Below are 17,960 nucleotides of genomic sequence, written 5' to 3'. Positions count from 1 at the left end.
CTGGGTTCGTTACACGAGCTCGGCTCCGAGGGCCTTGCAAGCGGTCTCGCCCTCGTCGTCGGGTGCATCGTAGCAGATGACGGAATCGACGACGTTGACGCCCGCCTCGTCGGCGTCCGCCTTCCAGTTGTCCATCCATTCGCCCTCGGCCCACGAATAAGAGCCAAAGAGGACAACCTTCTTGTCGCCGAGGGTCTCCTTGACCTCGTCCCACATAGGCTGGAACTTATCGTACTCGAGTTCCTCGGAACCCATGGCGGGGCAGCCGAAGGCAATGGCGTCATAGCTGGCGGCCTTGTCTGCGGAGAAGTCGGCGCAGGAGATGACCTCCGCCTCGGCGCCGGCACCGGTTGCGCCCTCGGCAACGAAGTTTGCCATGGCCTCGGTGTTGCCTGTACCGCTCCAGTAGACGACGGCGATCTTGCTCATATGTTTTCCTTTCGGTTGTGCGGCGTGCGGCCGCGTTTTGTATGCTCTATCGGGTTGCCTGGACAAGTTGTCCCAGAGTGCAGCCCTGTTGATAGATGTAGGTAAGGTATTGCGTGCATGCGCGATAGGAATCGAAGGTCGTGAGCGCCTGCTCAACGTTTGTGTATACTTTCCATGCGCCAAAGACCTTATAGTTTTCGCCGTGCTGGACGATAAACTGATGGACATCTTCGTAGGGATAGCCCAAAAAATAGCCAATTTCGTGGGGGAACTCGCACATGCACCCCGTATCGCAGTGCCTATTTCGCGCGAGCGCGCAGACGCTGCCGTCATAGGCGCTCTCTGCGGCATTGCTGCTTGCCAGCGTGATGCGCGCGGCGAGATGCACCAGGGACGCGGGCAGGTTGCGGACATCGTAACCTTCGGCGGCAAGCGCCGTCGTGGCGCGGGGGTCGGAGAGGTATCGCATGAGGTCTGCAGGGCGGTACACATAGATGAGCGCTCCGCAGGGGCGCCAGACCAAAACGCTCATATGGATCCCGAGTGGCTGGAGCTCGCAGTTGCATTGGGCTATGACGGCGAGCAGGCGAGAGCGTCGCTCTTCGATATGGGCGGCGCTGGGTTTTCCGTTTTGGTTGGCGTAAACGCCGGGATAGGTAAAGAGCGAAGCCGGCTTGATACCTGCGAGCGTAGGGGAGCAGTTGCGCACGACAGCCGTTTGGTATGTTGGGATGTCAATGGTTCGAGTCACGATGCCCCTTTCGGGTCCTCAGTTGTTAGCCTAGGAAAACTTATACACGAAAGTAAGCCATGGTCAACAAAAAAGTTTGAAGAGGGAAACTAATTGACCGAACAGACATGATTTTGGGTTAAGATGGGGACACCCCATGGGGGTATCTAGATAGGGCTACTTGAAAGGGGAACGCATGAGTGACTTGCTCAGCCCTGCGAATCTCATCGTGCTTGCCGTGATTATCGTTGGCATGTTCTTTGGCCTGCGTCGCATTGTCGCTTCGACACACGGAAAGAGCTGCTGCAGCGATGGCGCGAGCGGTAAGAAGGCCAAGAAGGTAGTAGTTGCGGATACCGATCCGTCCCACTATCCCTATAGCGATGAGCTGCTCATCGGCGGCATGAGCTGTGACGGCTGCGCTCAGAACGTAGCCAATGCCCTCAATGCACTGGATGGCGTGTGGGCAACGGTGACGTATGCGGACCACACGGCACGCGTGCGCTCTAAGCAGCCGGTTGATCGTGATGTCCTCGAGGCGGCCGTGAAAGACGCGGGCTACTACGTCATGACGCTGTAAGCGTCGCTCTGGATGCGCTTCATTGGCTAGGCTCGTCCGCGCAGTTCGATGTCTTGGATGCCGTCTAAGTCGATGGCGATGTCTCGGAGCTTGAGGAGCTTGAAGGCGGGGAGCGCCTCGTCGAGGATGCCGGTGCGGCTGCGATAGCCGTATGTATCGTAATAGGTGACACGAACCAAGTCGCCACGTTTGAGACCCTCGAGTTTTTTAGAAAGCACGAGGGCTTTTTCTTCCGTGAGCTCACGTTTTGGCTCGATGGTGATTTCCTGCTTGCGCACGAGTTCGTAGTATCCCGTGAGGGCGGCAAAGGGCATAAACTGTGCGGCGCGGTCGGCGCGCGCGGCACCGTTGGCAGTGAGGTTGGGGTCGGCGGCGCGGCGTCTGCCCTCGGGGTCCGCCAGGCGCTCGAAGGCGGTCGGCGGGCGCATGGGCTGTTGTTTGGGTTTAGGCACGGTGTCCTCCAACTTGTTCGTTGCGTTCGCGCGCGGTGGCGCCGGCGGTAAAGCTTAATCCCTTGACGAGCGCGTTCTTGCCGTACTTGCCTTTCACGGCCAGGACGGCGCGCGCCAGGTCGCGCTCGCGCTCATCGGCCTCGATATCGCTGAACAGATCGATGGTGGCAAATTCCTCGGGCATGAGGTTGCCAAATCCCAGGTTGATGCGCTTGACCGGTCGTTTGGGATCGACAGTCTGCGCCCAGAGCTCATCGAAATAGCCCATGATCTTCTTAAACGAATTGGTACGCTCGGGCAGCTTTCGCGAGGCGTTAGAGTGCGCAAAGAGTGCGGCATAGCCACCGCGCGGTTTGCCGCCATGCTCTCCCACAAAGATGCCATCGATTGCCTGCGCTTCGCGCACCAGGCGACGCCGTTCGTCATCGCGCTGGACGGGCTTGGGCGCACGGGGCGCGAGCTCGGGGCCGGCGGATGCGGTGGGTTCGATACTCGATGTGCTCGAGCGCAGGTGCCCGCATCCGTCCACATACTGCGCTGTACCGCTGGCGTCGAGGCGGCGTATGTCGGCGCGTTCGCTCGCGTAGCCCACAAAGAGCGAGATGCTGTCACAGACCACGTGCTTATCGACCAAGTCTAAAACGGCGTTGTCGACCATCTCGCGCAAGACGGTATAGGCCTGTTCGTAGGCATAACCCTTCGAGAGCACCTGTCCTGTGGTGGTCGAAGTTGCTTGCGGGCGATAGGCTTGGATATCGGCGATGGTTGTCGGCTCGCGCCCGAAGGCATGGTCGATGAGATATTCGGCATTGACGCCGAGCTCGTCGTAAAGCAGGTTTTCGTCGAGCGCCGCGACGCCCATCAGATCGTAGACGCCGTATTTCTCGAGGCGGGCTGCCACGCCGGGACCGATGCCCCAGATATCGGTGATGGGACGATGGGGCCAGATATCCTTGCGAAAGGTCTCGTCGTCGAGTATGCCGATGCGGCTGGGTACGTGCTTGGCGGTAATGTCGAGCGCTACCTTGGCCTGGAATAGGTTGGGGCCGATGCCGACCGTCGCCGTGATGCCGGTGCGCGCGAGGACCTCGTCGCGCAGCGTGCAGGCGAACCCTTCCGCATCTGTGTGATAGAGGTCCAGATAGGGCGTCACGTCGATAAAGCATTCATCGATTGAATAGACGTGAATGTCTTGCGGACTTACGTATTCCAGATAGATGCCGTAGATTTGCGCCGACACCTCCATATAGTGCTGCATGCGCGGTACGGCCGTGATGTAGCCGATGCCATCGGGAATCTCGAATAGGCGGCAGCGATTGTGAATCCCTAAGTCCTTCATGGCCTGCGTGATGGCGAGGCAGATGGTCGTGCGCCCGCGCGATTCGTCGGCAACGACCAGGTTGGTGGTGAGCGGATCGAGCCCACGGTCGACGCACTCGACGCTGGCATAAAACGTCTTGAGGTCGATGCAGATATAGGTGTGCTGCTCGTGCGCCATCCGTGTCCTTTCATCAAACACATGTTCTTATCGAATACCTGTTCGATAATACCCGCTCGTCCGGACGTCGTCAAAACCTGTCAAAAAGGGACTGGTTTGTTTTGGTAGGTATGGTCGTGCGGTTGGATCGGGTTTTAACGCAGCTCTAAAGAGTGCGAAACAGCTCGGAAAACCTCGCTTCGTAGCATGAGCCTAACGATTGATACCGCCTATACGCACGGAAGGGTTGTGGAAAAGATGGTCAATTATGGGTTTGGTATGCCGACGCGCCTTGTTGCGGATGGAGACGTGGCTCGCTGGTGCGGACGATTGGTCGCTCACTATGGTGGCACCAAGGCGCTGGTCGTGTTGGGCGGTGACAAACATACGCACGATGAGCTCGTCTCGGCGGCGCTCGGCTCGCTTGATCGAGCTCTGCTCGAACGCGTGCTTTTTCGCTGCGGCTTGGTCGGGGGCGATGGGGGAGACGATTTGGTCGATGAGGCCGTAGCCCTGGCGACCGACGAAGGCGTGGACTTTGTCCTGGCGATTGGCGATGCCGATACTGCCGGCTTTGCGCGCGAGCTCGCGCGTCGCATGGCGGCGCTCGATGCCGGCGAAGACGGCTTTGTGCCTTATGGATGCATTGTCTCGGAGGGCAAGGTGCCTGCTGTCGTGGGCACCGGCGAGGTTCCCGTTTTTGCCATTATCGCGCCCGAACTGCTGGAGGGCATCGGGTCTCCTCTGCGTGAGTTACTCGGTAGCGTCTGCGCCGCGGCCTAATATTTGCCATAAAAGGACGGGTTATTTTTGGTTGGTAAAGCGTTTGACCTGCCAAAATAAGCCTGTCCCTTTTTGATCGGTTGCCGTTTGGGGGCCGATTGGCAACGCTCGCTGATTGTAGTCTTGACCTGCGCTAGAATAGTGGCATCTGAATGTCCGGGCGCATGGAGGCGTGCGCCCGTATGCTGAGGAGGACTCTATGGCAACTGTTGCCGCACCTATCGATGCTACGTCGACTGCCGCTTGGAAGGCACTCGAGGCTCATCAGGAGAAGCTCGAGGCCGATGGTATCAACCTCAAGGCCTGGTTCGCTGCCGATGCCGAGCGCGTGAACAAGCTGAGCTTTGACGCCGGTGACCTGCACTTCGATCTGTCGAAGAACCTGGTGACCGATGAGACCGTCAAGCTGCTGTGCGATCTTGCCCGCGAGGTGAAGCTCGAGGAGCGCCGCGACGCCATGTTCTCCGGCGAGCACATTAACACCACCGAGGACCGCGCCGTCCTGCACACCGCGCTTCGCCGCCCCGCAACCGAGAGGGGCCAGCTCATCGTCGACGGCCAGGATGTCGTCGCCGACGTGCACGAGGTCCTCGACCGCATGTATGCCTTCGCCGAGCGCGTGCGCTCCGGTGAGTGGAAGGGCGTTACCGGCAAGAAGATCGAGCACCTGGTGTCCATCGGCATCGGCGGCTCCGATCTGGGCCCGGTCATGGCCTACGAGGCTCTGCGTCCCTATGCCGACGCCGGTATCGACTGCCGCTATATCTCCAACATCGACCCCAACGACCAGGCCGAGAAGCTTAAGGGCCTGGATCCCGAGACCACGCTCGTGATCATCGTCTCCAAGACCTTCACCACGCTCGAGACCCTCACCAACGCCCGCGAGGTCAAGACCTGGATGCTCGAGCAGCTCAAGGCCCAGGGCGCCATCGACGGCTCCGATGAGCAGAACGCCGAGGCCGTGGCAAAGCACTTCGTTGCCGTTTCCACCGCACTCGAGAAGGTTGAGGCCTTCGGTATCGACCCCGCCAACGCCTTCGGCTTCTGGAACTGGGTCGGCGGCCGCTACTCCGTCGACTCCGCCGTGGGCCTGTCGCTGATCGTCGTGCTCGGTCCCGAGCGCTTCCAGCAGTTCCTCGAGGGCTTCCACGCTATCGACGAGTACTTCTGCAACACGCCGCTCGAGAACAATGCCGTTGCGCTGATGGGCCTGCTCAACGTCTGGTACGTCAACTTCTTCGGTTCCAAGAGCCACGCCGTGCTGCCGTACTGCCAGTACCTGCATCGTTTCCCGGCCTACCTGCAGCAGCTCACCATGGAGTCCAACGGCAAGCATGTCCGCTGGGACGGCAGCGCCGTGACCTCCGACACCGGTGAGATCTTCTGGGGCGAGCCCGGCACCAACGGTCAGCACGCCTTCTACCAGCTGCTGCACCAGGGCACCGTGGTGGTCCCGGCCGATTTCATCGCCTTCGCCAATACCGCCAACCCTGCGACCGACAGCGGCCAGGACGTGCACGAGCTGTTCCTGGGCAACTTCCTGGCCCAGACCAAGGCGCTCGCCTTTGGCAAGACTGCCGACGAGGTTCGTGCCGAGGGCACGCCCGAGCAGATCGTCCCGGCCCGTTGCTTTGAGGGCAACCGCCCGACGACCTCGATCTTCGGCGACACGCTGACTCCGTTCGCGCTCGGCGAGCTCATCGCCCTGTACGAGCACATCACGTTTGTCGAGGGCACGGTCTGGGGCATCGACTCCTACGATCAGTGGGGCGTCGAGCTGGGCAAGCAGCTTGCCAAGCAGATCACCCCGGCCTTCCACGACGACACCGCCAAGGCCGAGCAGGACGCTTCGACCCAGGCGCTCATCGAGTTCTATCGCGCGCATCGCAAGTAGTCGCTGCTGTTAACGCATCGCGCCTTATAGTCAGGGGCCCGTATCCTATCGGATGCGGGTCCCTTTGCTTTGCCGTGGTCCCGGGGCGCACGGCCTTTGTGGAACATCGCCGGGGCGCCGCGCGCTGCGAGAACCCTGCGCCTAGATCTCGGCCTCCGCATGGCCTCGCTGCGCCTCGGGCAGCTCCCCGTAGAGCGGATGGTCTTCGAGCCTAAAGCGCTCGACCTGTTCGGGAGTGCGACCGCGTACAAAGAGCCACGAGCGATCAATCGGCGTCGCCATGAGCGTACTGGGCAGCGCGTCGGCGCGGTCGGAAAACACCCGGGCACTCTCGGGATCCTGGAACGCCAGCACCAGATGCGTGTCGCAGTTGCCCATGATGGAGCGTGCGCGTGCCTCGCCATAGAGCGCATCGAGCTGGTTGGTCGACTGCAGCAGCAGCGTTGCCCAGATGTTGCGGCTTCGGATAATCGAGAGCACGTTGTCGATCTGGGGGATCTGCAGATTTGCGAAGTCATCGAGCATAAAGCGCACGGGCACGGGCAGGCTGCCGTCGGGCTGCCTATCGGCCTCACGAATGAGGCCCATAAACGCCTGCGAAATAAAGAGGCCGGTCAGCGGATCGAGATTGCGGTCAATATCGCTCACGGTTACAAACAGGGCGCAGGGGGTGTGTCCCATGGAAGCGAAGTCCACCTGATGGCACTTACGATAGAGCTGTGCCGCACCGTCGAATCCCAGACACATGACCTTTTCGGCAAGGATGCCGACGATGCTCGCGTGCATGCGCTCGGCATTTTGCGTAATGGCGTAGCGCCGCCATAGCGAGAGGGCATAGCTTTGGGGGTCGGTCGTGATCAGGTCGTCAAACAATCGACCCGTGGCACCGTCCTGCAGGTGCTCGATCAGCTTGATGACCGAGCTGATCGTCTGCTCGTCGGCGGGCAGCTGTTCGGTGACGTAGGCGATAAGACACGACAGCAGGTTTGCCGCCGCATGATCCCAAAAAGGCTGGTTGTTGTCCTCGATGGGGCAGATGGCCTTTGCCACCGAGAGGATGTCCTGCTGGTTGGGCCTGCCGTCCGCCTTGCGGCGAATGTGCCTCAGGGGGTTGTAGCCGCAGCGCTCGATGCCGGGCGCAAGGGCCGGGACGGTGTTGAGGTCGGCGAAGTTGAGACATTGCACGCGGTAACCGTGGGCTGCCAGCACAGGTCCCACTTCGCGACAGAGCGTGCCTTTGGTGTCGAGCACGATGTAGCTTGCGTTCATTTGCAGCAGGTTGGGCTTGAGGACGTTTCGGGTCTTGCCGGCTCCCGAGGGGCCGATCACAAGTGCGTTGTTGTTGAGTCCCGTTTGGCGGGTGTCGCAGGAAAGCGTTCGATCCTTGGCGAGAATGGTGGACGATGCGGACTCAGATGCGGCGAGGCGGCTGGCGAGGTTAGACATGGGCGACCTCCTTGGTGGTCGAGAGGATTTCGTGGGCAAAGCCGAGCTCGACGGCGCGCTCGGCCGAAAGGTAGGTGTCTTTTGCAGTGAGGGACTGGATGCGCTTGGGCGTGAGGCCGCTGCGGTCCGAGAGGATTTGCGTGAGGGTCTTGCGGGTCTGCATGAGACGCCGGCTGGTTTCCTGCAGCGCAAGTGCCGAGCCGCCTGCCCCCTGGGGGATCAGCGGGTCGTGAATCATGAGCTCTGCATGGGGCGCCATACGGCGATCGTCGCCGCCCATAAAGATCACGGCGCCCATGGACGCGGCGAATTCCAGGCAGACGGTGCGGATGGGGCACGATGCGAGGCGCATGGCGTCATAGATCGCAAGACCCGATCGCACGCTTCCGCCGGCGCTGGCGACAAATATGGTGATGGGGCGGCTGGGGTCGGTGGCATCGAGCAGGCGGATCTGCTGGCATAGGTCGTGGGCCATCGGGGTTTCGATGTTTCCCATGACGGAGAGCTCGCGACGGGCGAGCATCTCATCGTAAATGCTGGTGAGCGTGATACCTCGGGCGGATTCACGCATGGTGAGGGGGCTGATGATGGGGGAATGATTGGTGTCCATGAGGACTCCTTTCTGTTGGTTGTGTTGTGGAATAGGATTGTTGCCCGCGGAGGGGCTGGCGGGCTACAGGGTTCGTCCGAGCCTGAGATCGAGCTCGGTTGTGGGACAGGCTGCCTGTTCGTGCGGCTCGCAAGCGCCAAGGGCTCCAAAGCGATAGAGCGTTGCGGCGGGCGTGGTGTAGGCGAGCCGCAGATGATGCTCGACAGGGGCACATCCGTCATTTTTGTAATGAGCCGCGTAGTACTGCGCGATGCTGGCGTTCATCTCGCTGCCATTGCGATGGCGCTCAAACTGGCGTCTGCAGGTCTCGATGATCTTTGCTACCGACTTGGGTGCCGTCGCGGGAACAAGGGCGAGATAGCCCTCAAATAGCTCGTTGATGCTCAGGAGGCACAGCAGGTCGATCAGCGTCCTTATGTCTGCTCCCTCGGCAGAAAAATGCGCGGTCATGCGGTTATATCGGTTGCGGTCGACGATGGCCGCATGGGGTCTTGGAGTTTTCTGCCCCGTGATCCCGGACTTTTGCCGCGCCTGTGTATTGAGCTCGACGTTGCAGCGCTTGAGGCCGTCCAACGGAAGGAACAGTGCGGTGCGCAGGGTGTTCCGCTTGCTTTCGAGTTCATGACGCTCGTCGGGTTCCCATTCGAGCTTGAGTTTCGTGTCGAGCGCCGTAAGCATATGGGCTAGGCAGCCTACGGTAAGAACGTACGAATCGTTGTCGCGTTTTGGGGCATAGGGGTCTGTCAGCTTGCGAATGTCGGGGTCGCCCATGATCTTTGTGCAGCGCTTCAGCAGTTGAGGGTGGTCGGCCAAGATCGTCGCGAGCGGTAGCGACGCGTAGTTCTTGATGGTCGCGGCGGCAAAGGCGGCGTCATATTCGTTTGCATATGCTCGCTCAATGCGGGCATCCAGAATGCTTTTCTTATCGCCGCCTTCGGCGTGGTGGTTTGTCATAGCTTCTCCAATCGGTTGATGTTCGTGCTGTTTGTTGATGTGTTGGTTGTCGTGAGTGATGTGCTTGCCGTGGGTGATGTGCTGACGTTGGGGTGCTATGCGGTTTTCAATGAGCCCGTGAGGCAGTTGCTGCAGGGGCGGGATGGAACGGCCCATGCAAGGCGGAAGGCATCGTGCTCAAAATCGAGACAGCAATGCCCTGGGTGCCTCACATGTGGCAGTTACCTCATTAAGTTGTCATTGCGTTTGGGGCTGTACTTTGCCGATCTTCCTTCTCTTACACGCTAAAACTCAAACTTCATATGCTCGATCTACTTAAAACCGCAACGGCGGTCTTTTATCAACTTATATGTCGGAACGCGTCTTTGCAAGTACTTTTTTGCCTTTGTTTCAAATGGGGTGGTTTTGCAACCGTCATGCGCGCGCTGTGTGAACGTGCCCCGGCTCGGATAAGATAGTGCGCGATAAAAACGATGCAAGGAGGCATATATGGCAATCAAAGCCATCGCAATGGATATCGACGGTACGCTCACCAACGACCAAAAGGTCATCAGCCCGCGTACGCGCGAGAAGCTGCTCGCGGCGCAGGAGTCGGGCATTAAGCTCATCTTGGCTTCGGGTCGTCCCGCATGGGGGCTGCACGCCTTGGCGCAGGAGCTCGACCTTCAAAACCATGACGGTCTGCTAGTTGCCTTTAATGGCGCACATGTGGTCGACGCTCAGACCGATGAGGTTCTTTTTGACCAGGCCATGCCGGCTGACGAACTGCACCGTCTGATTGATCATCTGCGCAATTTCGACGTGATCCCCATCATCTCGCTCGGTCGCGATCTGCATGTCGAGGACTCGTATCGCTGCATGATCACACTGCCGGACGGTTCGCAGAAGAATATCGTCAAGTATGAGCGCGATGCGTGCGACCTTAAGATCCGTGAGGTCGAGAGCTTGCATGAGGTCGTGGACGCTTGTCCCGTGGACAAGCTGCTGACGGCGGGCGATCCAGCCTACCTGCAGGCGCATTACGAGGAGATGTATGCGCCCTTTAAGCAGACGCTTTCGGGCATGTTTACGGCCGACTGGTACTTTGAGTACACGGCGCCCGGTATCGACAAGGCCCGTGCGCTCGAGGGTGCCCTGCCCAAGCTCGGCATCGATGCCAGTGAGGTCGTATCGTTTGGCGACGGCCAGAACGACAAGTCCATGATTGAGTGGGCCGGCACAGGTGTAGCCATGGGCAACGCCGTCGATGAGGTTAAGGCAGTTGCCCAGATGGTGACCGCCAATAACAACGAAGACGGTATCGCGGTGGCACTCGATAAGCTACTGGGCTAGAATCGCCGATAATGCATGGTTCGGGCGCCTGCTTACAGGCGCCCTTTTGTTAGGGAGGGTGCCGTGTCCGCATTTCCGTTCGACGCCGTTATCTTTGACATGGACGGCGTCATTGTCGATACCGAGTATTACTACCTGGGCGAGACTGCCGCGTTTGCCAAGGAGCTTGGGTTGAACCTGACCCAAGAGGAGCTGAACGGGCAGGTCGGTACCTCGCATCAGTTCTTTCTCCGCATGCTGGTCGATTGGTTTGAGCGTGCCGGTAAGGGGCATTTTACTGGCGAGGAAGCGTTGGCCCGTTGGGACGAGTGGGCCCATAAGCGTCCGCGCGACTATCAGACTTTGATTAACCCAGGCGCCGTGGATACGATTCGAGAGCTGCCGCGCCGCGGCGTTCGCGTGGCGCTTGCCAGCTCGTCGCCCATGGATAGTATCGAGGAAGTGCTCAACGCGTGCGGGCTGTCGGATGCCTTTGAGTATGTGGTGAGTGGCGAGCAGTTTAAGGAGAGCAAGCCCGAGCCCGACATCTACCTGCATGCGCTGGACCTGCTGGGGCTGCCCGCGAATCGCTGCTGCTGCGTTGAGGATTCGGTGCCTGGCATCACTGCCGGCAAGCGAGCCGGCCTGACAGTCATTGCCAAGCGCGAGGAGCGCTTCGGCTTTAGCCAGGATGCCGCGGATAAGATTATCGATCAGCTGCCGGACCTGCTGGAACTCGCGTAGGACTTTGCCACCGCGTTCGTCTTGGTCGCATGTGGTATGGAGGACTTCTGGGGGCCACGGAGCGCCGATTTTTGAATAGTTGAGCGGTCCCGGGAAGTCGAATTGTTGTCTTCCCGGGACCCTGTGGGCAAAAAATGCCAAATATGAGTACTGTAACTATTTTAGTAACAGCAAAATCAAGCCTTTGAGGCCCTAGCTGAGTGCCTGGGAGCGATAAAAGCCTGTTTTAAACGGCTTTAGCCATACTAAAACACCTAGATAATGAACGGATGTACATTATCTAGGTGTTCATTTGTCGCAAAATAATGCTACTAGCATTGCAACAGTACTCATATTTGGTGTTTTTTGCCCACCGGGGTCAGCGGAAGTCAAATATGAAGCGCGAATTTTCCAAAACGATCGATTCGGCGCTCTCCACGACGCAGTTTTTAAGTTCGGCGATGTGCCGAGAGACGCTTTTCAGCGATGTGATGAGCTGCTGTGCGCTTGCATCTGCTTGCGGCCGGGCTGGTGCATCAGTCTCGAGCAGCAGGCGGTCGAGTGGAATCTGTCGGGCGTATTCGCGACCGCGCTTGGTGGCGAGCATCCGCTCATTCACGGAAAAATAGCAGCCTGCGTTTCGCGCGCGGACGAACTCGTTCGAGGTACCGCTAAACCAGTGGAAGATGATAGCGGGGGAGTCGGGGCTTGGGGTGAGCAATTCATGTGACCCGAGGACGTCCAGCACGGTTCCTGCCGAACGAACGGCGTGAATTGATATCACGCGCCCGGCAAGAGGGTGCTGCACGAGTGCATCGCAGAGCCGGTCAAATGCCTGTACTTGTAGCGGCTCGCTTCCGGCAAAACGAGCGGAAAAGTCGAGCCCGACCTCGCCGATCAAGCGTTCTTGTGCAGCGACTTCGCAAAGCAGATTGATTTCAGCGTTGCCACATCGTCCGTCGGCGAGCCACCAGGGATGGAGGCCGATGCCGGCAAAGATATTTGAACGGTTGCAAGCGCGCTTCTTGGCGCGTGCAAAGTCGCGCGGATCGACGCCGCAGTCAAATAGAACCAGGTCCAGCGTCGTTGCCTCATCGGCAACGGCGTCCGGGTGAGCCATTAGATCAAGATGGCAGTGTGCATCAAATAACCAGGGCTCCATCTCGGCGCGCTCCGCTAGTCCAAGCGCTGGCCATCGGCGCGCACGCGCTCGGTGCCGCGCCCGCTGATCTGGCGGATAACCTCGCCGGCAATCATCTGACCCATGATGGGTGGCATAAAGCTGGCGGTTCCGAGCTCGGTGCGCTCGTGGATGTTGGAAGGGTCGCGGGGCTGTGTCTTAACCGATTCCTCGCAGCTAAACAGTACATGTAGGCTCTTGATTCCGCGCTTCTTACATTCTTTGCGCATAATGCGGCTCATGGGGTCACGTACCGTATCGAAGATGTCGGCAAAGCGGAGACACTCGGGATGGAGCTTGTTGGCCCCGCCCATGGAACTGACCAAACGAATGTCGTGGTCCTGAGCATATTTGGCAATGGTGAGCTTGGCCGAGATGGTGTCGATGGCGTCGACGACGTAGTCGAGCTTGCCGTCCGTCTGCTCAAAAACGCTCGTAAAGAACTCGTCGATATTGTCGCTCAGCAGATATTCAGTTCGCTTGAGGACGGTGGTGGCGGGATTGATATCGTGGATCATGGCTTCCATAACATCGACCTTGCGCTTGCCGACGGTGCTGTGAAAGGCGATGGCCTGGCGATTGATATTGCTGGGCGCGATGATGTCCTTATCCAGAATGACGAAATGACCGATGCCGCCGCGGGCAAGTGCCTCGCAGCAATTGGAGCCCACACCTCCGCAGCCGAGCACCAGCACCGTAGCATCGGCGAGCTTATCGAGTGCCTCGCGGCCCATGATGATTTCGAGCTTGGTATCGCGCGTCTCGTTGGGAGTTGCGGCTGTGGTTTCAGTCATAGACATCCTCCGATGGGGAAGCGAATCGTGTTTTAGCTATCGTCATTATAGGTATTATCGCCATTCCATTTGAGCCCTAGGGGTTTGTTGAAATGAGGCAGGGATTCGCATAAGATGAAGCAGTTGGCACCCGTTGCCGCGGGTTGGCCAACTCCCAAACACGTTTGTAGCGTGAGAAGTGGCCGTCTTCGCATTACGCGGGGGCGGCTATTTTTTTGAGTACAAGATTAGATAGTTAGACAAACATCTAAATATCGAGTATAGTGTGCACGTCATGAGAGATGATGAGAGGAGGTCTTATGCCGGGAGAGGGTTTTAAAGCGCTGGCCGATCCTACGCGGCGGCGTATTTTGGAACTGCTGCGCGAGGGCAATTGTACGGCCGGGGAGCTTGCCGAGCATTTTGACATCAGCAAGCCGTCATTGAGCCATCACTTGGCGACGCTCAAAAACGCCGGGTTGGTGACCGACGAGCGCCATGGCCAAAACATCGTATACAGCTTAAACACCACCGTCATGCAGGATTTGATTGGCTGGTTTATGGGCTTTACAAACACGGAAGGTGATAAGGATGAATAACGAAAACAAGGGCATTCACCCCACGGGGGTATCGTCGCGCGTGTGGATTGCGCTGGTCGCTCTGTGCGTCGCCAATGTCGTAGCGCACCTCATGGTGATGCCGAGCTTGCCTGCGCAGATTCCCACGCACTGGGGCGCGAACGGCGCCGTCGACGGTTGGGGTCCTAGCTGGATGGCCTCCGCGCTCGGCGTGCTGCCTCTGGCGCTTCTCGCAATGTTCTGCGTGGTGCCGCGCATCGACCCCAAAGGTGAGGCATATCGAACCTCGGGCAAGTTCTACCAGGGCTTCGTAATTGCTTTCACGGTATTCATGTGTGCCATAAGCTGGTTGGGTGAGCTTACGGTCTGGGGCGTGGTGCCGGCGGTTGGTTCGGTTAACGTGCTGATTTCCGGTGTTGTCGGTTTGCTGTTCATCGGCGTAGGCAACTACTTGCCGCGTGTGAAGCAGAACTATACGCTCGGTATCAAGACACCTTGGGCGCTTGCCGATCCCGAGAACTGGCGCCGTACGCAGCGTTTTGGCGGCGCCTGCTTTATGGTGCTGGGTATTGGCCTGATTGTGATGGGCGTGGCAGGCAGCGTGCTTTCGAGTGAAGTCGTCGCCGCGGTGATTGCGGTTCTGGCGTTTGGTTCGGTCGGAGCCATCTACGTCTACTCGTATCTGCTGTGGCGCAAATCGCAGCGAGCCGCTCGTTAAGGTTGCGGAAAACTAGCGTACGCAGTTCATAGTATGTTCCGGGGGACTTTTCCCAGGTAGTATTAGGGGGTGTGGGCAACCATGCCCCTTTTTCGTTACGTTTCAGAGCTGGTTCCCTCATTTCGTTTCCACTAAAGCGAATCAAGAATAGGGAAACAGCAGGTAGAAAGGATAGAACAGACATATGGCGGAGTTTATCTACCAGATGTATCAGGCTCGCAAGGCCCATGGCGACAAGGTAATCCTTGACGACGTGACCCTGAGCTTCTACCCCGGTGCCAAGATCGGCGTCGTGGGTCCCAACGGCATGGGCAAGTCGACCCTGCTCAAGATCATGGCCGGCATCGAGGAGGTCTCCAACGGCGATGCCAGGCTCACCCCCGGCTACACCGTGGGCATCCTGCAGCAGGAGCCGCCGCTCGACGACGACAAGACCGTTATCGAGAACGTGCGCATGGCGTTTGGCGATATGATCGCCAAGGTCGATCGCTTCAATAAGATCGGCGAGGAGATGTGCGACCCGGACTGCGACATGGACGTCCTCATGGCCGAGATGGGCAAGCTCCAGGACGAGATCGACGCCGCTGATGGCTGGGATATCGATTCCAAGCTCGGCCAGGCCATGGACGCCCTGCAGCTGCCCGATTCCGACATGCCGGTCAACGTGCTTTCCGGCGGCGAGCGCCGTCGCGTGGCCCTGTGCAAGCTGCTGCTCGAGGCTCCCGACCTGCTGCTGCTTGACGAGCCCACAAACCACCTAGACGCTGAGTCGATCCTGTGGCTCGAGCACTTCCTTCACAACTACCAGGGCGCGGTGCTTGCCGTCACGCACGATCGCTACTTCCTGGATAACGTTGCCGAGTGGATCTGCGAGGTCGACCGCGGTCACCTTTATCCCTACAAGGGCAACTACTCCACGTATCTGGAGACCAAGGCCGCCCGTATCGAGGCGCAGGGCAACCGCGACGCCAAGCTCGCCAAGCGCATGGAGGCCGAGCTCGAGTGGGTACGCAGTTCGCCCAAGGCTCGCCAGGCCAAGAACAAGGCTCGTCTGGCTCGCTACGAGGAGATGGAGGCCGAGGCCCGCGCAAGCCAGAAGCTCGACTGGACCGATATCCGCATCCCTGTGGGCCCGCGTTTGGGTAACAAGGTGCTCGAGGCCCATCACCTGCACAAGGAATTCGACGGTCGCGTGCTCATCGACGACCTATCGTTCACCCTGCCGCGCAACGGCATCGTGGGCGTCATCGGCCCCAACGGCGTCGGTAAGACCACGCTGTTCAAGACGATTGTGGGTCTGGAGCCGCTGACTTCGGGCGAGCTCGAGGTGGGCGAGACCGTCAAGATTTCTTACGTCGACCAGAACCGTTCCGGCATCGACCCCGATAAGAACCTGTGGGAGGTCGTCTCGGATGGCCTGGACCACATGATGGTCGGCGAGACCGAGGTCCCCAGCCGCGCGTACGTGGCGAGCTTTGGCTTTAAGGGCCAGGACCAGCAGAAGCGCGCTGGCGTACTCTCCGGTGGTGAGCGCAATCGTCTGAACCTGGCGCTCACGCTCAAGCAGGGCGGCAACCTGCTGCTCCTCGACGAGCCCACGAACGATCTCGACGTCGAGACGCTGTCCTCGCTCGAGGCGGCGCTGCTCGAGTTCCCGGGCTGCTCGGTGGTCATTAGCCACGACCGTATGTTCCTGGACCGCGTCGCCACGCACATCCTGGCGTGGGAGGGCACCGATGAGAACCCGGGCAACTGGTATTGGTTTGAGGGTAACTTCGAGGCCTATCAGGCCAACCGCATCGAGCGCCTGGGCGAGGACGCAGCCCAGCCGCATCGTATCCACAGGAAACTTACCAGGGACTAGTTTGATGTGGCAAAGGGACAGCCCCTTTGTCACACGAACTTATGCTCAACCTGGGAAAATAAAAAACGCGGCGAACGTTTTTGTGACGTTCGCCGCGTTTTGCTATTCGTTGGATTCTTCAACCTTGTTGACGGTCCAGGTGGCTCCGAGGCCTCCGGTGGTGTTGCGGCGGATGCGCACGGTGACTTCGTGGCGCTCGCCGGCCTGCGTGTAGCGCAGGGGGAAGCTTGCGCGGTTTCGCGCGGCCTCGATGGTACCGCGCTCGCGGGCGATCCAGTAGTACTCGCCGACGATGCCGAGCGTGTCGGCGCCGTAGGGGAGATAAGTCGACAGCTGGTGTAGCAACGGGCCGGGGCAGAAGACCTCGGTTGCGAAATCGACGGGGAAGTCCTCGGGGATGGAGGGCACTGCGGGTACGGAGGTTGGGGCCGCTGCGGGTACCGAAGCCGGTGCCGGTGCGGGAATTTGGTCATAGACAGGTGCGGATGCGGACTCGATGGCGGGTGCAGACTCGGGCGCCGGTTCCGGCTTAACTGCGGAATCTGTCGGTTCCACGGAGACGGATGTGTCTTCAGTCTCGGTTTTGGCATCGGCTTGCGGGGCGTCCTCCGCCTCGACAGACGGCTTTGCCTCGACCGGTGTGGAGGCCATGGTGGTGATGCCGGCATTGGCGTTCTCGGGGTCATAGACGACCGTGAGCGAGATGGCGGGCTGCGGCGTCTCGGGCTCCGGTGCCGATTCGGTAGCGTCCTGTTCTGCGAGTTCTTCGGGCCGATCGTCCTCGGCCTCGTTGCCAAAGACATCGCTGTTTTGGAACGCAGGCGTCTCGGGTTGGTCAGCGGCTTCTTCGGTTGTCGACTTGGGAGCCTCGTCGAGCTCCGCAGTGGCTTCCTGCTCGGATATGACTTTGGGATCGGTCGTGGTGGCGATTTCGGTTTCGGCTTCTGCCGTTACCTCAATAGCGACTTCGATCTCTGTCTCGGGCTCGGGTTCCGGCGCGGCTTCAACCATGGTTTCTGGCTCGGGACGCTTAACGTGCTTGGGGCGCACGGCCTTGAGGTCCTTCTCACCGCGTTTCTTCTTTTTGTAGGACTGCTTGGCGCCCTTGGCAGCCTTGGGCTTGTCTTCGCCCTTGGCAAGGGCGGTATCCCAGGCCTCGTTGACGATGACGGTGGCATACAGGCGGCCGCCCTTAAAGACGGTCAGCTTAATGCAGTCGTTGAGCTCCTCGAGCAGCTCGCGCGTGGATTCGAAGCCCAGGTCATAAGCGGTCATGTCGCCGGCGGCGAGCGCCTCCTCGACCTGCGTCATAAACGTTTGCTTGCCGCATCCAATCGCATCGCGCAGTAGGCGATACAGATAGATGTGGTTGCCCAGCGAAAGCGTGGGCCTAACTATTGTCTTGCTCATGGCAAATCTCCTCTTTACACATGTAAAGCATCTTACCATCGCATGGCG

General features: G+C 59.5%; 18 protein-coding genes. 8 read left to right on the top strand and 10 right to left on the bottom strand.

Features of this window, described 5'->3' with window-relative positions; genetic code table 11:
- Positions 1 to 9: 9 nt before the first annotated feature.
- Complete coding sequence (locus tag DWY05_RS03885) at positions 10 to 429, bottom strand: flavodoxin (RefSeq protein WP_117820718.1); 420 nt, start codon at positions 427 to 429, stop codon at positions 10 to 12.
- A gap of 46 nt (positions 430 to 475) precedes the next feature.
- Positions 476 to 1,180: a DUF3793 family protein gene (locus tag DWY05_RS03880; RefSeq protein ID WP_158558685.1), complete on the bottom strand. Its 705-nt coding sequence runs from the start codon at positions 1,178 to 1,180 to the stop codon at positions 476 to 478.
- Between the two features lie 175 nt (positions 1,181 to 1,355).
- Between DWY05_RS03880 and DWY05_RS03875 the strand changes: the two genes are divergently transcribed.
- Positions 1,356 to 1,739, top strand: coding sequence for a heavy-metal-associated domain-containing protein (locus tag DWY05_RS03875; RefSeq protein WP_117820716.1), 384 nt, complete (start codon positions 1,356 to 1,358; stop codon positions 1,737 to 1,739).
- Positions 1,740 to 1,765: 26 nt separating this feature from the next.
- Here the strand turns inward: DWY05_RS03875 and DWY05_RS03870 are convergent, their stop codons facing one another.
- Both DWY05_RS03870 and DWY05_RS03865 read right to left on the bottom strand, forming a co-directional pair.
- Positions 1,766 to 2,191 (bottom strand): hypothetical protein, encoded by a 426-nt coding sequence (locus DWY05_RS03870; RefSeq protein ID WP_233503988.1) that lies wholly within the window; start codon positions 2,189 to 2,191, stop codon positions 1,766 to 1,768.
- Complete coding sequence (locus tag DWY05_RS03865) at positions 2,184 to 3,689, bottom strand: DNA repair protein (RefSeq protein ID WP_117820714.1); 1,506 nt, start codon at positions 3,687 to 3,689, stop codon at positions 2,184 to 2,186. The genes DWY05_RS03870 and DWY05_RS03865 overlap by 8 nt, the downstream gene beginning before the upstream one ends.
- Before the next feature lie 237 nt (positions 3,690 to 3,926).
- On the opposite strand from DWY05_RS03865, the gene DWY05_RS03860 reads away from it, so the two are divergent.
- Positions 3,927 to 4,451, top strand: coding sequence for an iron-containing alcohol dehydrogenase (locus tag DWY05_RS03860; protein ID WP_158558624.1), 525 nt, complete (start codon positions 3,927 to 3,929; stop codon positions 4,449 to 4,451).
- 199 nt (positions 4,452 to 4,650) lie between these two features.
- Complete coding sequence (pgi, locus tag DWY05_RS03855) at positions 4,651 to 6,345, top strand: glucose-6-phosphate isomerase (RefSeq protein WP_117820712.1); 1,695 nt, start codon at positions 4,651 to 4,653, stop codon at positions 6,343 to 6,345.
- Between the two features lie 141 nt (positions 6,346 to 6,486).
- On the opposite strand, the gene DWY05_RS03850 is transcribed toward pgi, so the two are convergent.
- The 3 genes from DWY05_RS03850 to DWY05_RS03840 form a co-directional block, all read right to left on the bottom strand.
- A complete protein-coding gene (locus tag DWY05_RS03850) occupies positions 6,487 to 7,791 on the bottom strand; it encodes a VirD4-like conjugal transfer protein, CD1115 family (RefSeq protein ID WP_117820711.1) in 1,305 nt (434 codons plus the stop codon).
- Entirely contained in the window at positions 7,784 to 8,401 is a 618-nt protein-coding gene (locus tag DWY05_RS03845; RefSeq protein ID WP_022094432.1) for an ATP-dependent Clp protease proteolytic subunit, read from the bottom strand. Before DWY05_RS03845 ends, DWY05_RS03850 begins: the two co-directional genes overlap by 8 nt.
- A 63-nt stretch (positions 8,402 to 8,464) precedes the next feature.
- Positions 8,465 to 9,355, bottom strand: a complete 891-nt coding sequence (locus DWY05_RS03840; protein WP_117820710.1) for a hypothetical protein — start codon at positions 9,353 to 9,355, stop codon at positions 8,465 to 8,467.
- A gap of 489 nt (positions 9,356 to 9,844) precedes the next feature.
- On the opposite strand from DWY05_RS03840, the gene DWY05_RS03835 reads away from it, so the two are divergent.
- A complete protein-coding gene (locus tag DWY05_RS03835) occupies positions 9,845 to 10,687 on the top strand; it encodes a Cof-type HAD-IIB family hydrolase (protein WP_117820709.1) in 843 nt (280 codons plus the stop codon).
- A gap of 63 nt (positions 10,688 to 10,750) precedes the next feature.
- Positions 10,751 to 11,410, top strand: a complete 660-nt coding sequence (locus DWY05_RS03830) for an HAD family hydrolase (RefSeq protein ID WP_370448084.1) — start codon at positions 10,751 to 10,753, stop codon at positions 11,408 to 11,410.
- 358 nt (positions 11,411 to 11,768) lie between these two features.
- On the opposite strand, the gene DWY05_RS03825 is transcribed toward DWY05_RS03830, so the two are convergent.
- The gene (locus tag DWY05_RS03825; protein ID WP_117820707.1) at positions 11,769 to 12,551 is read right to left on the bottom strand and encodes a TatD family hydrolase; all 783 of its coding nucleotides are present in this window, start codon (positions 12,549 to 12,551) and stop codon (positions 11,769 to 11,771) included.
- A gap of 14 nt (positions 12,552 to 12,565) precedes the next feature.
- Positions 12,566 to 13,363: a ThiF family adenylyltransferase gene (locus tag DWY05_RS03820; protein ID WP_117820706.1), complete on the bottom strand. Its 798-nt coding sequence runs from the start codon at positions 13,361 to 13,363 to the stop codon at positions 12,566 to 12,568.
- A 299-nt stretch (positions 13,364 to 13,662) separates the two neighbouring features.
- Here DWY05_RS03820 and DWY05_RS03815 point away from each other — a divergent pair, with 299 nt between their 5' ends.
- The 3 genes from DWY05_RS03815 (at position 13,663) to ettA (ending at position 16,502) form a co-directional block, all read left to right on the top strand.
- Entirely contained in the window at positions 13,663 to 13,941 is a 279-nt protein-coding gene (locus DWY05_RS03815; protein ID WP_022094448.1) for an autorepressor SdpR family transcription factor, read from the top strand.
- Complete coding sequence (locus tag DWY05_RS03810; protein ID WP_117820705.1) at positions 13,934 to 14,638, top strand: SdpI family protein; 705 nt, start codon at positions 13,934 to 13,936, stop codon at positions 14,636 to 14,638. The genes DWY05_RS03815 and DWY05_RS03810 overlap by 8 nt, the downstream gene beginning before the upstream one ends.
- A gap of 184 nt (positions 14,639 to 14,822) precedes the next feature.
- A complete protein-coding gene (gene ettA, locus DWY05_RS03805) occupies positions 14,823 to 16,502 on the top strand; it encodes an energy-dependent translational throttle protein EttA (RefSeq protein WP_117820704.1) in 1,680 nt (559 codons plus the stop codon).
- Positions 16,503 to 16,604: 102 nt separating this feature from the next.
- Here the strand turns inward: ettA and DWY05_RS03800 are convergent, their stop codons facing one another.
- Positions 16,605 to 17,912, bottom strand: a complete 1,308-nt coding sequence (locus DWY05_RS03800) for a hypothetical protein (protein WP_117820703.1) — start codon at positions 17,910 to 17,912, stop codon at positions 16,605 to 16,607.
- Positions 17,913 to 17,960 lie beyond the last annotated feature (48 nt).

This window comes from Collinsella sp. AF23-4AC (assembly GCF_003462685.1).
Classification (GTDB): Bacteria; Actinomycetota; Coriobacteriia; order Coriobacteriales; family Coriobacteriaceae; genus Collinsella.
Note: the sequence above shows the minus strand (reverse complement) of the source record. Positions and strands in the feature narration are given on the sequence as shown.